Consider the following 18,430-nt stretch of genomic DNA (forward strand, 5'->3'; position numbering starts at 1 on the left):
GAAACCGACAGTTGGCGCATCCCACCGACCGCCAGTCTCCGTCAGGAACCGTCAGGAACGTCCCCCGCCCGCTATGAAAGCCGCTGAAATCCGCGAGAAATTCCTCAAGTTCTTCGAATCGAAGGGCCATACGATCGTCCGTTCGTCGAGCCTCGTGCCCGGCAACGACCCGACACTGCTCTTCACCAATTCGGGGATGGTGCAGTTCAAAGATGTGTTCCTCGGCGCGGAATCGCGTCCGTATTCGCGGGCCACGACCGCGCAGCGCAGCGTGCGCGCCGGCGGCAAGCACAACGACCTCGAGAACGTCGGCTACACCGCGCGTCACCACACGTTCTTCGAGATGCTCGGCAACTTCTCGTTCGGTGACTACTTCAAGCGCGACGCGATCCACTACGCGTGGGAGCTGCTGACCGGCGTCTACCAGCTGCCCAAAGACAAGCTGTGGGTCACCGTCTACCAGGAAGACGACGAAGCGCACGACATCTGGGCGAAGGAAGTGGGCGTGCCGGTCGAGCGCATCGTCCGCATCGGCGACAACAAGGGCGCGCGCTACGCATCGGACAACTTCTGGCAGATGGCCGACACCGGCCCGTGCGGCCCGTGCTCGGAAATCTTCTACGACCACGGCCCGGACGTGTGGGGTGGGCCGCCGGGATCGCCCGAGGAAGACGGCGACCGCTACATCGAAATCTGGAACCTCGTGTTCATGCAGTTCAACCGCGACGCGCAGGGCAACATGACGCCGCTGCCGAAGCAATGCGTGGACACCGGCATGGGCCTCGAGCGCATCGCCGCGGTGCTGCAGCACGTGCACAGCAACTACGAGATCGACCTGTTCCAGGCGCTCATTCAAGCCGCTGGCCGCGAAACCGGCGTGACCGATCTGGGCAACAACTCGCTGAAGGTGATCGCCGATCACATCCGCGCGTGCTCGTTCCTGATCGTCGACGGCGTGATTCCGGGCAACGAAGGCCGCGGCTACGTGCTGCGCCGTATCGTGCGCCGCGCGATCCGCCACGGCTACAAGCTCGGCAAGAAGGGTTCGTTCTTCCATCGCCTCGTCGCCGACCTGGTCGCGCAGATGGGCGACGCTTACCCTGAACTGAAGCAGGCCGAGCAGCGCGTGACCGACGTGCTGCGTCAGGAAGAAGAGCGCTTCTTCGAGACGATCGAGCACGGCATGTCGATTCTCGAGGCCGCATTGGCCGATCTCGACGCCGCAGGTGGCAAAACCAGCGGCAAGACGCTCGACGGCGAACTCGCGTTCAAGCTGCACGACACCTACGGCTTCCCGCTCGACCTGACCGCGGACGTCTGCCGCGAGCGCGAAGTGACGGTCGACGAATCCGCGTTCGACGACGCGATGGCGCGTCAGCGCGAGCAGGCTCGCGCGGCGGGCAAGTTCAAGATGGCGCAGGGCCTCGAATACTCGGGTGCGAAGACCACCTTCCACGGCTACGAAGAAATCGTCTTCGACGACGCAAAGGTCGTCGCGCTGTACGTCGATGGCGCGTCGGTGCAGCAGGCGCAGGCCGGCCAGCAGGCGGTCGTCGTGCTCGATCACACGCCGTTCTACGCGGAGTCGGGCGGCCAGGTCGGCGACCAGGGCGTGCTCGCGAACGCCAGCACGCGCTTTGCGGTCGTCGATACGCTGAAGGTTCAGGCCGACGTGGTCGGCCACCACGGCACGCTCGAGCAGGGCACGCTGAAGCTCGGCGACATCGTCAAGGCCGAAATCGACGCGGTGCGCCGCGCCCGCACGGCGCGCAACCACTCGGCCACGCACCTGATGCACAAGGCGTTGCGCGAAGTGCTCGGTTCGCACGTGCAGCAGAAGGGCTCGCTCGTCGACGCCGACAAGACCCGCTTCGACTTCGCCCACAACGCGCCGATGACGGACGAGCAGATCCGCCGCGTCGAGGAAATCGTCAACGCCGAAGTGCTGGCGAACGCGCCCGGCATCGTGCGTGTGATGTCGTACGACGAGGCGGTGAAGGGCGGCGCAATGGCGCTGTTCGGCGAAAAGTACGGCGACGAAGTGCGCGTGCTCGACCTCGGCTTCTCGCGTGAGCTGTGCGGCGGTACGCACGTGAATCGCTCGGGCGACATCGGTTTCTTCAAGATCGTGATGGAAGGTGGCGTCGCGGCCGGTATCCGTCGCGTCGAGGCGATCACCGGCGACAACGCGGTGCGCTACGTGCAGGAGCTCGAAGCGCGCGTCAACGCGGCCGCGGCCGTGCTGAAGGCACAACCGGCGGAACTCACGCAGCGCATCGGCCAGGTGCAAGACCAGGTGAAGGCGCTCGAGAAGGAACTGGGCGCGCTGAAGTCGAAGATGGCGTCGAGCCAGGGCGACGAACTCGCGGGCCAGGCGATCGAAGTCGGCGGCGTGCATGTGCTCGCGGCGACGCTCGAAGGCGCGGACGTGAAGACGCTGCGCGAAACGGTCGACAAGCTCAAGGACAAGCTGAAGAGCGCGGCGATCGTGCTCGCGTCGGTGGAAGGCGGCAAGGTCAGCCTGATCGCGGGTGTGACCGCCGACGCCAGCAAGAAGGTCAAGGCGGGCGAACTGGTCAACTTCGTGGCCCAGCAGGTGGGCGGCAAGGGCGGCGGCCGTCCGGACATGGCGCAGGCCGGCGGTACCGAGCCGGCCAACCTGCCGGCGGCGCTCGCGGGCGTCAAGAGCTGGGTCGAAGGGCAGCTTTGATTCTGATGGTCGGTTGAGTCCGGCTCGACGCGAAGTCGAGCCGGGTTCGACGAAGGGGCCACGCGGTGCGCCAGCAGGATTGGCGCGTTGCGTGGTCCCTTCGCTTTTGCTGAAGCCGACCGGGTTGCGTCGAACCTGGTCGGCGGGGCGGATTCAACGATCAGACCACATTCGCATCCGCGGACGCCACCGCATCCACCTCGGCCGTCCCTTCCTGCGACGCCACCAGCGTGCGTCGCAGCGCATTGAGCGCCGACGAAAAATGCCCGCGTCGCCACACCAGCAGCGTGTCGATCTTGCCGATATCGGGCAATTCGTGCACCGCGATATTGCTCGTGTCGGTCTGCAGATCGAGCACCGAGCGCGGTGCGACCGCGACGCCCGCGCCGGCCGCCACGCACGCGACGATCGCGTGATACGAGCCGAGCTCCAGCACCCGTTGCGGCCGCGTGCCGTGCTCCAGATACCACTTCTCGACATACGCGCGATACGCGCAGCCCCGCTCGAACGCGATCAGCGTCGATAGCGCGATGTCGCGCACTTCGCGGATCGGCCGATGACCGCGCGGCGTCAGCATCACGAGTTCCTCGCGGAAGATCGGCACGGTCTCGAACAGATCGCCGAGCGTGGCCGGATCGAGCGGCGTCGCGACCAGCGCCGCATCGACCTCGAACTCGCGCACCCGCTCGATCAGCCTGCCGGTCGTGCCGGTCTCCAATTCCAGTTCGACGGCCGGCCATTGCTGGTGATATTGCGCGAGCAGGCCCGGCAGACGCGTCGCCGCGACGCTTTCCATCGTGCCGAGACGCAGACGCCCGCTCGGACGATCCTCGCGCACCGCGTGCCGCGCCTCGTCGGCGAGCGCGAGCAGCCGTTCCGCGTAGGGCAGCAGCGTCTCGCCGGCCGGCGTCAGCACGAGGCGGCGGCCGTCGCGGATGAACAGCTCGGTGCCGAGCTGCTCCTCGAGCTGCTTGATGCGCGTGGTCACGTTCGATTGCACGCGATTGAGCTTCGCCGCGGCGCGCGTCACGCCGTTTTCGCGCACGACCGCGCGAAAGATGGTCAGAGCGGCCAGATCCATGATTCTCTCCTGGCGATGAATAACATTCTAATTATTCATTTTTCGTGATTCAAAGGTCAAGCTAGTATGAATTCACACCATCGCCGATTGACCGTCCGATCATGAACGATCTCGCTTCCCACGCGCACCCGCGCTTCCACGAGCCGCACGCCGCCCGGCGCGCGGCGCTCGCCTGCATGGTCACGCTGGCCGTCGCGCTCGGTATCGGGCGCTTCGCATTCACGCCGCTGCTGCCGCTGATGCTGCACGGCGCCGCACTCGGCCAGCCGCAGATCGATATCCAGCATGGCGGCTGGCTCGCGTCGTTCAATTACGCCGGCTATTTCGCCGGCGCGATGACCTGCGCGGCGCTGCGGGTCGAGCCCGCGCGGATGGTGCGCGTCGGACTCGCCGCGACCGTGCTGCTGACGCTCGCGATGGGCGTCACCGGGCAGTTCTGGGTGTGGGCGCTGGTGCGCTTCGTCGCCGGCGCGGTCAGCGCATGGACCTTCGTGTTCGCGTCGCAGTGGGGCTTGCGGCGGCTCGCCGAACTCGGCGCGCAGGCGTGGAGCGGCGTCATCTATACGGGGCCGGGCTTGGGCATCGTCGGCACCGGCTTGCTGGTCAGCGTCGCGGGCGGCTATGGCGCGGTGGTCGGATGGATCGGCTTTGCGGTGATCGGCGCGGTGCTGTCGGTGCTGGTGTGGCCGGTGTTTGGCGAAGCGCGGCGTGCGGGAACAGCGAAGCCTGCCGCTGTAAGCTCCGCAACCGCAAAGCCCGCCACCGGATCGCGCGCCGGCGCAAACCAGCCGCCTCGTACGGCCGGCATTCAGACGAGCCATGCCGTCCACCGCGCCGACGCGTTCTGGCTGGTCCTGCTCTACGGTATCCCGGGCTTCGGCTACATCATCACCGCGACCTTTTTGCCGGTCATCGCGCGCCACGCGTTGCCGGGCTCGGCGTGGCCGGACCTGTTCTGGCCGATGTTCGGTGCGGCGCTGATCGTCGGCGCGTTGCTCGCCGCGCGTTTGCCCGTGCATTGGGACAACCGCGCGCTGCTCGCGGGCTCGTATGTGCTGCAGGCGCTCGGCATCGCGCTGGGCATCGTGTGGCCGACGGCGGGCGGGTTCTCGCTCGGCAGCATCCTGATCGGCCTGCCGTTCACCGCGATCACGCTATTCGCGATGCGCGAGGCGCGGCGTCTGCGCGGCGACGACGCGGCCGGGCTGATGGGTTATGCGACGGCGGCCTATGGCATCGGTCAGATCGCGGGTCCGTTGGTGGCCGCGCCGATTGCCGCGCACATGGGGTCGTTTTCGCTGGCGCTGTGGCTCGCCGCGGGCGCGCTGCTGGCGGGGGCGGCGGGCCTGATCGCAGTGACGCGCGTGCCGCGCGGCCCGCGCCGTGGCCGCATGCCGGATTGCGGTTGCAGCTAAGACGCGAAAACAAATCTCGCACGAGCGCACTAAAATGACCGCTTTCCGTCATTCCCTCGCGCCTGTCGCCGGGCGCGTCGCTCGACCATGCAACATTTCGCGTCCGACAACTACGCCGGCATCTGTCCCGAAGCGCTCGACGCGCTGATCGCCGCCAACAACAGCGGCCACGAGCCGGCCTACGGCGACGACTCCTGGACCAACCAGGTCTGCGACCGTCTGCGCGACCTGTTTCAGACCGATTGCGAAGTGTTCTTCGTGTTCAACGGCACGGCGGCCAATTCGCTCGCGCTCGCGTCGCTGTGCCAGTCGTATCACTCGGTGATTTGCCACGAACTCGCGCACATCGAGACCGACGAATGCGGCGGCCCCGAGTTCTTTTCAGGGGGCTCGAAACTGCTCACGGCGCCGGGAATCGCCGGCAAGCTCACGCCCGATGCGATCGAGTCCATCGTAACGCGGCGCGCCGATATCCACTATCCGAAGCCCAAGGTCGTCACGCTGACGCAGTCGACCGAGGTCGGCACCGTCTACAGCGTCGAGGAAGTGCGCGCCATCGCGGCGATCGCGAAGCGTCGTCATCTGAAGGTGCACATGGACGGCGCGCGCTTCGCGAACGCGGTCGCCGCGCTCGGCGTGCATCCGTCGGAGATTACGTGGCGCGCGGGCGTCGACGTGCTGTGTTTCGGCGGCACCAAGAACGGCTTGCCGGTCGGCGAGGCGGTGGTGTTCTTCGACCGCGCGCTCGCCGACGATTTCGCCTATCGATTGAAGCAGGCGGGACAGCTCGCATCGAAGATGCGCTTCATCTCCGCGCCGTGGCTCGGCCTGCTCGACAACGACGTATGGCTGCGCAATGCGCGTCACGCGAACGCGATGGCGCGTCTGCTGGAGACGCGGTTGCAGGAAATCCCCGGCGTGAGCATCATGTTTGCGAGCGAATCGAACGCGGTGTTCGCGCAGTTGCCGCCGCATGCCGCGAAGGCGATGCGCGCGCGCGGCTGGAAGTTCTACGAGTTCATCGGCGCGGGCGGTTGCCGGCTGATGTGCGCGTGGGACACGCAGCCCGACACGGTCGAGCGTTTCGCCGCCGACGTGCGTGAGCTGTGCGTCGCGTGATGGAAGACGCGTGAGGTTGCTGGAACCCGAGTTACCACCGGCGCCTCGATGCACCACTCGGCACACGCGCAAAGCCACCCAACTACGACCCGCCAGAAAACACGAAACAAAGAGACGTCCCCCGCCATGACCGAGTACCGATTCTGTCCCCGCTGCGCGAAACCCCTGACCGAACGCGCCGACCCCGATCACGAGGGCGGCCGCGTCCGTCAGAGCTGTCCCGATACCGAGTGCGGCTACGTCCATTGGAATAACCCGCTGCCGGTCGTCGCGGCGATCGTCGAGTACGAGGGCAAGATCCTGCTCGCGCGCAATGCGGCGTGGCCCGAGGGCATGTTCGCGCTGATCACCGGCTTCCTCGAAAACGGCGAGACGCCGGAGCAGGGCATCGCGCGCGAAGTAATGGAGGAGACGTCGCTGCACGCCGGGTCGGTCGAGCTGATCGGCGTGTACGAATTCATTCGCAAGAACGAGCTGATCATCGCGTATCACGTGAAGGCGTATGGGACGATCGCGCTGTCGCCCGAGCTGCTCGAATACCGGCTCGTCGAGCCCGCGAAGCTGCGGCCGTGGCGCGCGGGCACCGGCCAGGCGCTCGGCGAATGGATGCGGCGACGCGGGTTGCCGTTCGAATTCGTCGAGCGGCCGGGGCAGTGAGGCGTTCGGCCCATCGAGCCGCAACATTCGCCAGCACACAGCCGACGCAGAAATCACAGCCAACATGGAGACAGCCGACAACGCACGCGACACCACACGACCCGGCACATCCATCGACGCATCACCGAACCGATCATCCACGTCAACCGGCGGTCAATGAGCGCACGCTCAGGGAGAAAACGGCATGGCCTACATCTACTACCTGACCCATATTCATCTGGGCTACGACGCACTGTCGCAACTGTCGTCCGAGTGCACGCGCATCGGCATCGAGCGGCCTCTGGTGATCAGCGACAAGGGCGTCGTCGCGGCCGGCATTGCGCGGCAGGCACTCGACGCGCTGAAGCTCGGCGACGTGCCGCTGTTCGACGACACGCCGTCGAACCCGACCGAGGAAATGGTGCTCGCGGCCGCCCAGGTGTATCGCGACGAGCGCTGCGACGGGCTGATCGCGGTGGGCGGCGGTTCGTCGATCGATCTCGCGAAGGGCGTCGCGATCGCGGCCACGCATCCGGGGCCGCTCACGCAGTACGCGACGATCGAAGGCGGCAGCGCAAAGATCACCGACGCCGTCGCGCCGCTGATCGCGATTCCGACCACGGCCGGCACTGGCAGCGAAGTCGCGCGCGGCGCGATCGTGATCCTGAACGACGGCCGCAAGCTCGGCTTTCACTCGTGGAATCTGCTGCCGAAATCGGCGCTGTGCGATCCCGGTCTCACGCTCGGCCTGCCGCCGGGGCTGACCGCCGCGACCGGCATGGACGCGATCGCGCATTGCATCGAGACCTTCCTCGCGCCGGCCTTCAATCCGCCCGCCGACGGTATCGCGCTCGACGGCCTCGAACGCGCGTGGCACAGCATCGAGCGCGCGTGCGCGGACGGCCGCGATCGCGAGGCGCGCCTGAACATGATGAGCGCGTCGATGCAGGGCGGGATGGCGTTCCAGAAGGGCCTCGGCTGTGTGCACTCGCTGTCGCATCCGCTGGGCGGCCTGAAGGTGAACGGCCGCACGTCGCTGCATCACGGCACGCTGAACGCGGTCGTGCTGCCCGCGGTGCTGCGCTTCAACGAGCGCGCGCCGAGCGTGGTGGCCGAGCGTCGCTATGCGCGCATGCGTCGCGTGATGGGGGTGCCCGAGCATGCGGATCTCGCGCAGGCGCTGTTCGACATGACGGCGCGGCTTGGACTGCCGACCGGCCTCAGGCAAATGGGCGTCGACGAAAGCATGTTCGACAAGGTCGTGCAGGGCGCGCTGGTCGACCATTGTCATCGCACGAATCCGCGCGAGGCGAGCGCCGACGACTATCGCCGCATGCTGACCGAGTCGCTGTGATCCTCGCATCCACCCACCGCCACGTCCGATGAACAAACCCGCTCCCGCCGGCCGCGCCGCGTATCCGCACTTCCTGCCGATCACCACGCGCTGGATGGACAACGACGTCTACGGCCACGTGAACAACGTCGTCTACTACAGCTATTTCGACACCGTCGTGAACGAGTATCTGATCCGCGCGCGCGTACTCGATTTCGAACACGGCACGACGATCGGGCTGGTCGTCGAGACGCAGTGCAACTACTTCGCGCCGCTCGTGTTTCCCGATCGCATCGAGGCGGGCTTGCGCGTGGCGCGGCTCGGCACGTCGAGCGTGCGCTACGAGGTGGGGCTATTTCGTGACGGCGACGCCGAGCCCGCCGCGCAAGGGCACTTCGTGCACGTCTACGTGGATCGCGCGACGCGCCGTCCCGTGAACCTGCCCGCCGAGCTGCGCGCGGCGCTCGAACCGTTGTGCGTCGTCGGGCCGGCGGACTAGACGCGTGCAGTCGTTCATCATCACTCTGCTCAACGGCCTGAGCTACGGGTTGTTGCTGTTCATGCTGTCGGCCGGGCTGACGCTGATCTTCAGCATGCTCGGCGTGCTCAACTTCGCGCATGCGAGCTTCTATATGCTCGGCGCGTACGTCGGCTTTTCGGTGGCGGCGCGCGCCGGCTTCTGGAGCGCGCTGGTGGTTGCGCCGCTCCTCGTCGGGCTGCTCGGCGCGGCGCTCGAACGCTGGCTGCTCCGGCGCGTGCGCGGGCACGGGCATCTGCCCGAACTGCTGCTGACGTTCGGCGCCGCCTATCTGCTCGGCGAACTCGTCAAGCTCGGCTGGGGGCTCGGTTCGCTGTCGGCGAGGATTCCGGCGGTGCTCGACGGTCCGCTGTTCTCGCTGTACGGCGCGGTCTTCACGCGCTACCGCGCGTTCATGATGGCGGTGTCGCTCGCGATGCTCGCGGCGCTCGTCGCGATGCTGCGCGTGTCGAAGACGGGCTTGATCGTGCGCGCCGCGCTCACGCATGCGCAGGCCGTCGAAGCGCTCGGGCACGACGTGCCGCGCGTGTTCACCGGCGTGTTCGCGGCCGGCACCGCGCTCGCCGCACTGGCCGGCGTGATCGGCGCGCCGCTGTTCGTCATCGAGCCGGCGATGGCGGAGTCGCTCGGCTCGATCGTGTTCGTCGTGGTCGTGATCGGCGGGCTCGGGTCGCTGAGCGGGGCGCTCGTCGCGTCGCTGCTGGTGGGGTGCCTGCAAACGCTGGCGGTCGCGAGCGATCTGTCGTTGGGCGACGTGGTGTCGCTCGCCGGCGCGGTGCTGCCGCCCGCATGGGACGCGCTGACGCTCGCGCAACTGGCGCCGCTGCTGCCGTACCTGCTGCTCGTCGCGGTGCTGGCGACGAGGCCGCGCGGGCTGTTCGGACGGCGTGACGATCATGCGTAAGCGGAGCGGGTCGTCAAGCGCGCTGGAAAGCGAGGTGCCGCCTCGCGGGGGCGGCCGTGCGCTCGCGCCGTGGCTCGCGCTCGTCGCCTTTCTGGCCGTACCGCCTTTCATCTGGCCGCACGGCTGGCTGCTCGGCTATCTCGCGCAAAGCGCGACGATGATCGTGTTCGCGCTGTCGTACAACCTGCTGCTCGGCGGGACCGGGCTGCTGTCGTTCGGGCACGCCGCTTATGCGGGGCTCGGCGCGTTGATCGCCGCGCGGGTGTTCAACGCGGGCGGCATGCCGCTGGTGCTGCTGCCGTTGATCGGCGGCATCGGCGGCGCGCTGTGCGGCGTGCTGTTCGGCTTCATCGCGACGCGCCGTGCCGGCACCGCATTCGCGATGATCACGCTCGGTCTCGGCGAGCTCGTCGTCGCGGCGGCGTGGACGCTGCCGGGCTGGTTCGGCGGCGAGGCGGGCGTCGCGATCGATCGCGCGAGCGGGCCACTCTTCGGCGGCTGGAGCTTCGGTCCGGCGCGCGAGGCCTATGCGCTGATCGCGCTTTGGTGCGTCGTCGCCAGTGTCGCGATGTTCGCGCTGTCGCGCACACCGTTCATGCGGCTCGCGAACGCCGTGCGCGACAACCCGGCGCGCGCGGCGGCGATCGGCTGCTATCCGCGGCGGGTTCGCTATGGCGTGGTCGTGCTGTCGGCGTTTTTCGCGGGCGTCGCCGGCACGCTCGGGCTGATCAATATCGAGCTCGTATCGACTGAGAGCGTCGGCATGATGCGCTCGGGCGCGGTGCTGATCGCGACCGTGATCGGCGGCACGGCGGCGTTCTTCGGGCCGGTCGCGGGGGCGATCGTGCTGACGTTTTTCAGCGTGGTGGTCGCCAGTGTCACGCGGGCGTGGCTGTTCTATCTCGGGCTGTTTTTCGTCGTCGTCGTGCTGGCCGCGCCGGATGGGCTCGCCGGCTTTGCCTCGCGGCAGACGGCGCGGATTGCCGCCAACGGCTGGCGACGTTGCCGCGCCGCGTATTGGTGGAGCGCGGCGGCGGGGTTGCTGTGGCTCGCGGCCATCGTGTTCGCGGTGCAGTGGGCCTATGCGGCGCAGTTCGGCGCGGACGAAGGTGCGGTTTCAGGTGGGTTGTTCGGCGCATGGTTCGGCGCCGGTGCAGGTGCGGGCGCTGGCGCGGGTACCGATGTCACCGTCGCGTCGCCGCTTGCCGCCTCGCCGCTTCCTCTTGCGCTGGCGCTCGTTGCGCTCGCCGCTCTGGCTGCGCTGACCACGCGCCATGCGCTGCGCGCGCATGCGCGCGTCACGGCCCATGCACGCGCGGCACGATTCCCCGGAGCCGCACGATGATCCCCGCACTCGCGCTCCACGGCATCGAAAAGCGTTTCGGCTCGACGCAAATCCTGCGCGGCGTCGATCTCGCGATCGAGCCAGGCGAGCGGCACGCGCTGATCGGCCCGAACGGCGCGGGCAAGTCCACGCTGTTCAACCTGATCGGGGGCGGCGCGCGGCCGAGCGCGGGGCGTATCCACCTGTTCGGCGCGGACATCACGCGGCTCGCGCCGGCCGCGATCGCGCGCCGTGGCCTCGCGCGCAGCTTTCAGAGCACCAGCGTGTTCGCGCGGCTGTCCGTGTTCGACAACCTGCGCTGCGCGGCGCAGCTTGCCGAGCGCGATCGCACGCGCTGGTGGCAGCGTCTGACCGGCACGGCCGCGGTCGATGCGCGCGCGGCCGAGGTGCTCGACGCGGTCGGCCTCGGGGCGCGCCGCGACGTCGCGGCCGGCACGCTCAGCTACGCGGAGCAGCGCGCGCTCGACCTCGGCATCGCGCTCGCGGGCGGCGCGCACACGCTGCTGCTCGACGAACCGACGGCGGGCATGAACCGCGCGGAAGCGGCACGCGCGATCGAGCTGATCCGCGACACCACTGCCGGCCGCACGCTGCTGATGGTCGAGCACGATATGGATGCGGTGTTCGCGATCGCCGATCGCATTTCGGTGCTGGTGCAAGGGCGCATCATCGCAAGTGGATCGCCGGCCGCGATTCGCGCCGACGCGGCGGTACGGGCCGCGTATCTGGGTGAACGCTTCGACGTCGGCTCAGGCGCGCGGGCGGGTGATGAACCGGACCACGGAGCAGGCCGATGAGCGCGCTGCTCGACATTTGCGACCTGAATGCGTGGTACGGCGCGAGCCAGGCGTTGCACGGCGTCACGCTGAGCATCGAGCCCGGCGAAGTGGTCGCGCTGGTCGGCCGCAACGGCTCGGGCCGCTCGACGCTCGCGCGCGCGATCATGGGCCTCGTGCGCTGCGAGGGCGAACTGCGTTTCGCGGGGCGTTCGCTCGCCGGTCGGCGCACGTTCGAGATCGCGCGGCTCGGGCTCGGCTATGTGGCCGAGCATCGCGACGTGTTCGCCGCGCTGAGCGTGCATGAAAACCTGCTGCTCGGCATTGCGCCGGCTGCCGCATTGCGTGCGCGCGGCCGCGCGCCGCGCTTCACGCTCGACGACGCGTACGCGCTGTTCCCGGTGCTCGCCGGGCGCAAGCGCACGCGCGCCGGCGCGCTGTCGGGCGGCGAGCAACAGATGCTCGCGCTCGCGCGGGCGCTGCTCGGAGATCCCGATCTGCTGTTGATCGACGAGCCCGGCGAAGGGCTCGCGAGTCTCGTGATGCAGCAGGTCGCCGCCTGTCTGCACGCGCTGCGCGAGCGTGGCGTCGCGATGTTGCTGATCGAGCAAAGGCTCGTGATCGCGCGGGACATCGCGTGCCGCGTCGCGGTGATGGGGCACGGCGAGATCGTGTTCGACGGCGCGCTGGCGTCGTTTATGTCGCGCGACGACGTGATGCGCGAATGGCTCGGGGTTGGCTGACGCGCGACTACGAACAAGTTAGTCAAGCATCCTTGTTGATGATCCATTCGTGCGCCGGATCGTTATGGAAATGCCAGACCCGCTGGCTGCCCGCCATCACGTTCAGATAATACGAGTCGTAGCCGTACGGCACGATGACCGGGTGATAGCCGCGCGGCACCATCACGACGTCGTGATCCTCGACGGCCATCGATTCGTCGATATCGCGTGAGTCGGTGTACACGCGTTGGAATGCGAAGCCTTGCGGCGGATCGAGCCGGTGGTAATAGGTTTCTTCGAGCGAGCTTTCGAGCGGGATATTGTCGGTGTCGTGCTTGTGCGGCGGGTAGCTCGACGCGTGACCGCCCGGCGTTCTCACTTCGACCACCAGCAGCGATTCCGCCGGCTCGGTGTGCGGAAGAATGTCGCACACGTAACGCGTATTCAGCGACTTACCGCGCGTCGAGCGCTTCATCGACGCCGGCTCGATCAGCCGCGCCGGATACTCGCCCCTAGCCGGCGCGCTCGCCACACCGATCTCCGCGTCGCGGCATGCGCGCACCGTCGCGCGCACGTTCGGCGGCAAATACACCGCGTACGGCGCCGCGTCTTCGAACACGCTGTCGCGTGAACCGAGCGAGCTCCACGTCGTGCCCGGCGTTTCGATATCGACCGCGCCGCTCAGCACGACGATGCACGCTTCACGCGCCGGCTCGAACACGTAGACGAGTTCGTTCGCGCCGAGCCGGTACGCGGCGAATCCCACATAGCGCCAGCAGGCCGACTGCGGCGTCACGCGCGCGATCGTCTGGCCTTCGCGCTCTGCCTTCACCAATAAGCTCATGCTGCCTCCTTGCCGAGGGGCGCATCGACGAGCGCCCGCAAAGTTCCGTATCCCTTCTGCGCATAGTCGAACGGCGGCGCGACCACCGGGTCCTGCTCCGCCTCGACGACGAGCCAGCCGCAATAACCGTGCCGCTTCAACCGGTCGATCAGCGCCGGAAAATCGACCGCGCCGTCGCCGGGCACCGTGAACGCACCGGCGATCACCGCATCGAGAAAACTCCAGTTGCGATTGCGTGCGAGCTTCATCACGGCGGGGCGCACGTCCTTGCAGTGCACGTGGCAAACGCGCGCGATGTGTTGGTCGAGCACGGCCAACGGATCGCCGCCCGCCAACGTGATGTGCCCGGCGTCGAACAACAGGCCGACCGCGTCGCCTGTGCGCGCCATCAGCTGATCGACGTCGGCAGGCGTTTCGACGTACGCGCCCATATGATGATGATAGGCGAGCCGCACGCCGCGACTCAGCGTATAACGCGCGAATTCATCGACGCGTGCCGCGTAGCCGGCCCATTGCGCGTCGCTGAAAAAGCGCGGCCGTTGATACAGCGGGCGCGGCGCGCCCTGGATCGAATCGGCGACTTCGCCATACACCATCACGGTCGCGCCGTTCTGCGCGAGCAACTCCAGATGCGGGCCGACCGCGTCGATTTCTTCGGCGACGCTGCGCCTGGCCAGTTGTCCCGAGTACCAGCCGGACACGAGCGCGAGGTCGTATTGCGCGAGCAGCGTTTTCAGCGCTTGCGGCTCGCGAGGAAACTTGTTGCCGAGTTCGAAGCCCTGATAGCCGATCTGGCGACCCTCGGTCAGCGCGACTTCGAGCGGCGTCTCGCCGCCGAGCGACGGCAGGTCGTCGTTCATCCACGACAGCGGGTTGATGCCGATGCGTACGTCGAAAGCAGTCATGCCGGAGTCCTCATGGTTCTCAGTCGTGATCGGCGCCCTGTGACGGCGCAGGCGTCGCGGGCGGCGCCGCGCGCGCGGCGAGTTGCGCGTCGTACTTCGCGCGTGCCTCGCGCACCTCGGTGCGCGTCGATACTTCGGGCACCGCGACTTCCCACCACCAGCCACCGTCTTCGGTGGTGCGAGCCGGGTCGGTGTCGATGCTGATCACGTACGTGCCTCGCGCCGCGCGCGCGCGTTGCAGTGCCGCTTCGAGCTCGGCGAGATTGCGCGCATGCTCGGCTTGCGCGCCCAGCGCGCGCGCATGCGCGGCGAAGTCGATGCGCGGCGCGCCTTCCGGTGCGTGCACGCAATCGTCGAGCAGATTGTTGAACGGTGCGCCACCGCAAGCCTGTTGCAGTCGATTGATGCAGCCGAAGCCGCGATTGTCGAGCACGACGACGATCAGCTTCGCGCCGAGCATCACCGAGCTCGCGATCTCGCTGTTCATCATCAGATAGCTGCCGTCGCCGAGAATCACGATCACCTCGCGCTCGGGCCGCGCGAGCTTGACGCCGAGGCCGCCCGCGATCTCGTAGCCCATGCACGAATAGCCGTATTCGACGTGATACGCGCCGGGCCGGCCCGCGCGCCATAGCTTGTGCAGATCGGCGGGCAGCGTGCCGGCCGCGCAGACGACGATGTCGTCGGTCGGCGAGTGCGCGCTCGAACGCTGCACCGCGCCGATCACGTCGCCCTCGTAGGGCAGTACCGCGTCGCGTTGCGGCGCATGGGTGAGCGTGTGCACGGTGTCGCGCCAGCTCGCCGCGAGCTTGTGTGCGCGCGCGGTCCAACTGCGCTCGGCGTGCCAGCCATGCAGCGGCCCCGTTAGCGCATCGAGCGCGAGTTTCACATCGGCTTCGACGACGAAGCCGCGATGCTTGAGCGCGTCGAATCCGTTCGCGTTGATCGCGATCACGTCGGCTTGCGTGAACAGCGTGTTCGAGCCGGTCGTGAAGTCCTGCAGCCGCGTGCCGAGCGCGAGCACGCAGTCGGCGTCATGCGCAAGCGCGTTGGCAGCCGCTGAGCCGGTTACCCCGAGCGCGCCTGCATTCAGCGGATCGTTCCACGCGAGCGAGCTTTTGCCGGCCTGCGTTTCCGCGATCGGCACGCCATGCGCGCTCGCGAAACGGTGCAGCGCATCGGCCGCGCGGCTGTACAGCACGCCGCCGCCCGCGACGATCAACGGACGCTTCGCGTGCCGCAAGCGCGCGCACGCGGCGTCGATATCGTCGCTACGCGGCGCGGGTGCATGAAAGCGCACGACACGCGGCGTGAAAAAGTCCTCCGGGAAGTCCCACGCCTGCGCCTGCACGTCCTGCGGCAGCGCCAGCGTGACGGGGCCGCACAACGCGGCATCGGTGAGCACGCGGATCGCGCGCGGCAGCGCGCTCAGCAATTGCGCAGGATGCACGATGCGGTCGAAGTAGCGCGACAGCGGCTTGAACGCGTCATTCGCGGACACGCCGCCATCGTTGAAATCCTCGACCTGCTGCAAGACCGGATCGGGCGCGCGCGACACGAAGATGTCGCCGGGCAACAGCAGCACCGGCAAACGGTTCACGTGCGCGAGCGCGGCCGCGGTCAGCAGATTGGTGGCGCCTGGGCCGATCGACGTCGTCACGGCCATCATGCGCCGGCGAAAGTGCGCCTTCGCGTAGGCGATCGCACTGTGCGCCATCGCCTGCTCGTTGTGCGCGCGCAAGGTCGGCAGCGCGTCGCGATGCTGATACAGCGCCTCGCCGATGCCCGCGACGTTGCCGTGACCGAAAATCGCGAACACGCCGCCGAACAGCGGTTCGACGTTGGTGCCGTCTTCGCTGGCGACGCGTTGCGCGGCCAGATAGCGCACGAGCGCCTGCGCCATCGTCAGGCGAATCGTGCCGCCGCTGCGCGCAGGCGCGTGCGCTTGCGTCGCGCCGCTGGCGGATGGGGTGTCGTCATCCATGATGCGCTCGTTCATGCTGCCTGCTCCTGATGAGCGTGATGAGGTGTGCCATGCGCCGCCGGTTCGCCGCGCGCACCGCGCCATGCGGCGATCAGCGTTTCGAACGTGAGGCGCACGCGCGCGATCAGTTCGTCGTCGCCAATTTCACCGGCGAGCCACGCATGGCTCGGTTCGTGAAAGATCGTGCGGCCGACCGTGAAGCCGCGGCACGTCGCCGCTTGCGCGGCCGCGCGAAAGCCTTCGCTCAATTGCTCGACCGCCGCCGATAAACCGAGCAGCACGACGCCACGGCAATACGGATCGCGCTCGGCGATCAGCGCGTCGATGGCCTGCCATTGCGCGGCGTCCATCGGTTCGAGCTTCCACCACTCGGGGTAGATGCCGAGGTTGTAGATGCGCTTTAACGCGCGATACACGATATCCGGCCCCTGCGGCAGCGACGCCTGCTTCGGTGGAATCACTTCGAGCAGCAATTCGTGGCCGCTTGCCTGCGTCGCGTCATACAGCGCGCGCAGTTGCGCCTCCTGTTCGAGCCGCTGCTCGATCGGTTCGTCGGGATGAAACTGCACGAGGCATTTCACGACGTGTTCCTGCGGCCACGCGATCAACGTGGTGCCGATCGAACGACCATGATCGAACACGAGCGGCACGGAGCCGGGCAGTTCGACCGGGCGGCCGATCCACCAGCCGCGACCGGTCGCGGCATTCAGCGCGTCCTGACCATAGCGGTCGTCGATCAGTACGCCGATGCGTCCCTGCAAGTTCAATGCACGTTCGGTTTGCGCGACCGCTTCGACGAACAAGCCCTTCAACCGGGCAATGCGCGCTTCGTCGGCACCGGTCTGCTGCGCGAGTTCGAAGAACGGGTTGCGATGATCGAAAGCGAAGCCGAGCACCTCGTGCCACGCTTTGCGCGCCGGCGACACGCGATGCAGTCTTGCGAGCTTCGCATCGCGATCGGGGCGGCGCATGCGTTGCGGATCGGCCTGCGCTTCGCGCAGGAAGTAGTCGAGTTCGGCCGGTGTCGGCATCGCCGGAGCGCAGCCGTGCCGAGACACGACCAGCGCGCCGCTCGCATTCGCGGCGTGCGCGCAGGCGTCGAGCGGCTGATCGCGCAGCCAGCCGGACAGGAAGCCGGAAGCAAACGCGTCGCCCGCGCCGAGCACGTTCAGCACTTCGACTTCGACGCCGCCATGAACCGGCGCATCGTCGAGCGACGCAGGCACCTCGCCGTCGATGATCTGACAGCCGAGCGGCCCGCGTTTCAGCACGAGCGTGGCCGGCGTCACCGCGCGCACCATCGCGAGCGCGTCGGCGAGGTCGGCCTTGCCGCCGGCGATGCGAAACTCTTCCTCGGTGCCGATCACCAGATCGAACAGCGGCAGAATCCGTTGCAAATGCGCGCTGACGCCTTCGCTCGCCACGAAACGCGTCTCGCCGTCGGCCTTGCCCGTGAGTCCCCACAGCACCGGGCGGTAGTCGATGTCGAGCACGGTGCGCACGTCGTTGCGGCGCGCGTAGTCGAGCGCGCGACGGCTCGTGCGATTGACCTGCTCGGTCGAGAAATGCGTGCCGGTGATCAGCAGCGCTTTCGACGACGCGATGAACGCCTCGTCGAAGTCGGCCTCGTCGACCGCCATGTCGGCGCAGTTCTCGCGGTAGAAGATCAGCGGAAAGGTGTCACGGTCCTTCAGGCCGAGCAGCACGAGCGCGGTCAGCCGATCGTGATCGATGCGCACGCGACTCACGTCGCAGCCTTCCTTCGTGAGCGTCTCCGTCAGGAAGCGCCCCATGTGATCGTTGCCGACGCGCGCCAGCATGGCCGCGGCAAGCCCGAGCCGCGCGCAGCCGAACGCGATGTTCGCCGACGAGCCGCCGAGATACTTCGCGAAGCTCGACACGTCTTCGAGCCGTGCGCCGACCTGCTGCGCGTACAGATCGACGGCCAGCCGGCCGAGGCACACGATGTCGCGGGCGCGCCCCGGTGCGAACCGGCTGTCCGCTGCGTTACCGCTGGAGGTGCTGGAGTGAGCCATGAATAGTCCTGAGTAACAGTGCGCGGGAGGTGCGCGTCGGCCAGCCGGGCGAAACGCGCCGAGGCTGGACGTGCCGCGCGAA

General features: G+C 67.9%; 15 protein-coding genes. 10 read left to right on the forward strand and 5 right to left on the reverse strand.

Going from position 1 to position 18,430, the window contains the following annotated elements; genetic code table 11:
* Window positions 1-73: 73 nt before the first annotated feature.
* On the forward strand, window positions 74-2,710 hold the full coding sequence (alaS, locus tag HDG34_RS17540; protein WP_184061463.1) for an alanine--tRNA ligase: 2,637 nt from the start codon (window positions 74-76) through the stop codon (window positions 2,708-2,710).
* 160 nt (window positions 2,711-2,870) lie between these two features.
* Here alaS and HDG34_RS17545 read toward each other — a convergent pair whose 3' ends face one another.
* Window positions 2,871-3,791 (reverse strand): LysR family transcriptional regulator, encoded by a 921-nt coding sequence (locus HDG34_RS17545; protein ID WP_184061464.1) that lies wholly within the window; start codon window positions 3,789-3,791, stop codon window positions 2,871-2,873.
* A gap of 101 nt (window positions 3,792-3,892) precedes the next feature.
* Here HDG34_RS17545 and HDG34_RS17550 point away from each other — a divergent pair, with 101 nt between their 5' ends.
* The 9 genes from HDG34_RS17550 to HDG34_RS17590 all read left to right on the forward strand — a co-directional run bounded on the left by HDG34_RS17550 (window position 3,893) and on the right by HDG34_RS17590 (window position 12,600).
* Complete coding sequence (locus tag HDG34_RS17550; protein WP_184061465.1) at window positions 3,893-5,206, forward strand: YbfB/YjiJ family MFS transporter; 1,314 nt, start codon at window positions 3,893-3,895, stop codon at window positions 5,204-5,206.
* A gap of 87 nt (window positions 5,207-5,293) precedes the next feature.
* On the forward strand, window positions 5,294-6,325 hold the full coding sequence (locus tag HDG34_RS17555; RefSeq protein ID WP_184061466.1) for a low specificity L-threonine aldolase: 1,032 nt from the start codon (window positions 5,294-5,296) through the stop codon (window positions 6,323-6,325).
* Window positions 6,326-6,451: 126 nt separating this feature from the next.
* Entirely contained in the window at window positions 6,452-6,982 is a 531-nt protein-coding gene (locus HDG34_RS17560) for an NUDIX domain-containing protein (RefSeq protein WP_184061467.1), read from the forward strand.
* A gap of 184 nt (window positions 6,983-7,166) precedes the next feature.
* Entirely contained in the window at window positions 7,167-8,315 is a 1,149-nt protein-coding gene (locus HDG34_RS17565; RefSeq protein WP_184061468.1) for an iron-containing alcohol dehydrogenase, read from the forward strand.
* 28 nt (window positions 8,316-8,343) lie between these two features.
* Complete coding sequence (locus tag HDG34_RS17570; RefSeq protein WP_184061469.1) at window positions 8,344-8,793, forward strand: thioesterase family protein; 450 nt, start codon at window positions 8,344-8,346, stop codon at window positions 8,791-8,793.
* Between the two features lie 4 nt (window positions 8,794-8,797).
* Window positions 8,798-9,736, forward strand: coding sequence for a branched-chain amino acid ABC transporter permease (locus tag HDG34_RS17575; RefSeq protein WP_184061470.1), 939 nt, complete (start codon window positions 8,798-8,800; stop codon window positions 9,734-9,736).
* Window positions 9,729-11,081 carry a branched-chain amino acid ABC transporter permease gene (locus tag HDG34_RS17580; RefSeq protein WP_409259411.1) on the forward strand — a complete coding sequence of 451 codons (1,353 nt, stop codon included), beginning with the start codon at window positions 9,729-9,731 and terminating at the stop codon, window positions 11,079-11,081. Before HDG34_RS17575 ends, HDG34_RS17580 begins: the two co-directional genes overlap by 8 nt.
* Entirely contained in the window at window positions 11,078-11,878 is an 801-nt protein-coding gene (locus HDG34_RS17585) for an ABC transporter ATP-binding protein (protein ID WP_184061471.1), read from the forward strand. Before HDG34_RS17580 ends, HDG34_RS17585 begins: the two co-directional genes overlap by 4 nt.
* Window positions 11,875-12,600, forward strand: coding sequence for an ABC transporter ATP-binding protein (locus HDG34_RS17590; RefSeq protein ID WP_184061472.1), 726 nt, complete (start codon window positions 11,875-11,877; stop codon window positions 12,598-12,600). Before HDG34_RS17585 ends, HDG34_RS17590 begins: the two co-directional genes overlap by 4 nt.
* A 22-nt stretch (window positions 12,601-12,622) precedes the next feature.
* Here HDG34_RS17590 and iolB read toward each other — a convergent pair whose 3' ends face one another.
* From iolB to iolC, 4 genes are read right to left on the reverse strand one after another with little or no spacing between them, the layout of a single operon-like run.
* Entirely contained in the window at window positions 12,623-13,423 is an 801-nt protein-coding gene (gene iolB, locus HDG34_RS17595; protein ID WP_184061473.1) for a 5-deoxy-glucuronate isomerase, read from the reverse strand.
* Window positions 13,420-14,328: a myo-inosose-2 dehydratase gene (gene iolE, locus HDG34_RS17600; RefSeq protein ID WP_184061474.1), complete on the reverse strand. Its 909-nt coding sequence runs from the start codon at window positions 14,326-14,328 to the stop codon at window positions 13,420-13,422. Before iolE ends, iolB begins: the two co-directional genes overlap by 4 nt.
* A 19-nt stretch (window positions 14,329-14,347) precedes the next feature.
* Window positions 14,348-16,327 carry a 3D-(3,5/4)-trihydroxycyclohexane-1,2-dione acylhydrolase (decyclizing) gene (gene iolD, locus HDG34_RS17605; RefSeq protein WP_184061475.1) on the reverse strand — a complete coding sequence of 660 codons (1,980 nt, stop codon included), beginning with the start codon at window positions 16,325-16,327 and terminating at the stop codon, window positions 14,348-14,350.
* The gene (iolC, locus tag HDG34_RS17610; RefSeq protein WP_184061476.1) at window positions 16,324-18,348 is read right to left on the reverse strand and encodes a bifunctional 5-dehydro-2-deoxygluconokinase/5-dehydro-2-deoxyphosphogluconate aldolase; all 2,025 of its coding nucleotides are present in this window, start codon (window positions 18,346-18,348) and stop codon (window positions 16,324-16,326) included. The genes iolD and iolC overlap by 4 nt, the downstream gene beginning before the upstream one ends.
* Window positions 18,349-18,430 lie beyond the last annotated feature (82 nt).

Origin of the sequence: Paraburkholderia sp. HC6.4b, from assembly GCF_014200875.1 — a bacterium.
Taxonomy (GTDB): domain Bacteria; phylum Pseudomonadota; class Gammaproteobacteria; order Burkholderiales; family Burkholderiaceae; genus Paraburkholderia; species Paraburkholderia tuberum.

What these genes read in the sequence shown, in the direction of transcription:
- alaS (WP_184061463.1), top strand. Translation starts at nt 74, where the DNA reads ATGAAAGCCGCTGAAATCCGCGAGAAATTCCTCAAGTTCTTCGAATCG.
- HDG34_RS17545 (WP_184061464.1), bottom strand. Translation starts at nt 3,791, where the DNA reads ATGGATCTGGCCGCTCTGACCATCTTTCGCGCGGTCGTGCGCGAAAAC.
- HDG34_RS17550 (WP_184061465.1), top strand. Translation starts at nt 3,893, where the DNA reads ATGAACGATCTCGCTTCCCACGCGCACCCGCGCTTCCACGAGCCGCAC.
- HDG34_RS17555 (WP_184061466.1), top strand. Translation starts at nt 5,294, where the DNA reads ATGCAACATTTCGCGTCCGACAACTACGCCGGCATCTGTCCCGAAGCG.
- HDG34_RS17560 (WP_184061467.1), top strand. Translation starts at nt 6,452, where the DNA reads ATGACCGAGTACCGATTCTGTCCCCGCTGCGCGAAACCCCTGACCGAA.
- HDG34_RS17565 (WP_184061468.1), top strand. Translation starts at nt 7,167, where the DNA reads ATGGCCTACATCTACTACCTGACCCATATTCATCTGGGCTACGACGCA.
- HDG34_RS17570 (WP_184061469.1), top strand. Translation starts at nt 8,344, where the DNA reads ATGAACAAACCCGCTCCCGCCGGCCGCGCCGCGTATCCGCACTTCCTG.
- HDG34_RS17580 (WP_409259411.1), top strand. Translation starts at nt 9,729, where the DNA reads ATGCGTAAGCGGAGCGGGTCGTCAAGCGCGCTGGAAAGCGAGGTGCCG.
- HDG34_RS17585 (WP_184061471.1), top strand. Translation starts at nt 11,078, where the DNA reads ATGATCCCCGCACTCGCGCTCCACGGCATCGAAAAGCGTTTCGGCTCG.
- HDG34_RS17590 (WP_184061472.1), top strand. Translation starts at nt 11,875, where the DNA reads ATGAGCGCGCTGCTCGACATTTGCGACCTGAATGCGTGGTACGGCGCG.
- iolB (WP_184061473.1), bottom strand. Translation starts at nt 13,423, where the DNA reads ATGAGCTTATTGGTGAAGGCAGAGCGCGAAGGCCAGACGATCGCGCGC.
- iolE (WP_184061474.1), bottom strand. Translation starts at nt 14,328, where the DNA reads ATGACTGCTTTCGACGTACGCATCGGCATCAACCCGCTGTCGTGGATG.
- iolD (WP_184061475.1), bottom strand. Translation starts at nt 16,327, where the DNA reads ATGAACGAGCGCATCATGGATGACGACACCCCATCCGCCAGCGGCGCG.
- iolC (WP_184061476.1), bottom strand. Translation starts at nt 18,348, where the DNA reads ATGGCTCACTCCAGCACCTCCAGCGGTAACGCAGCGGACAGCCGGTTC.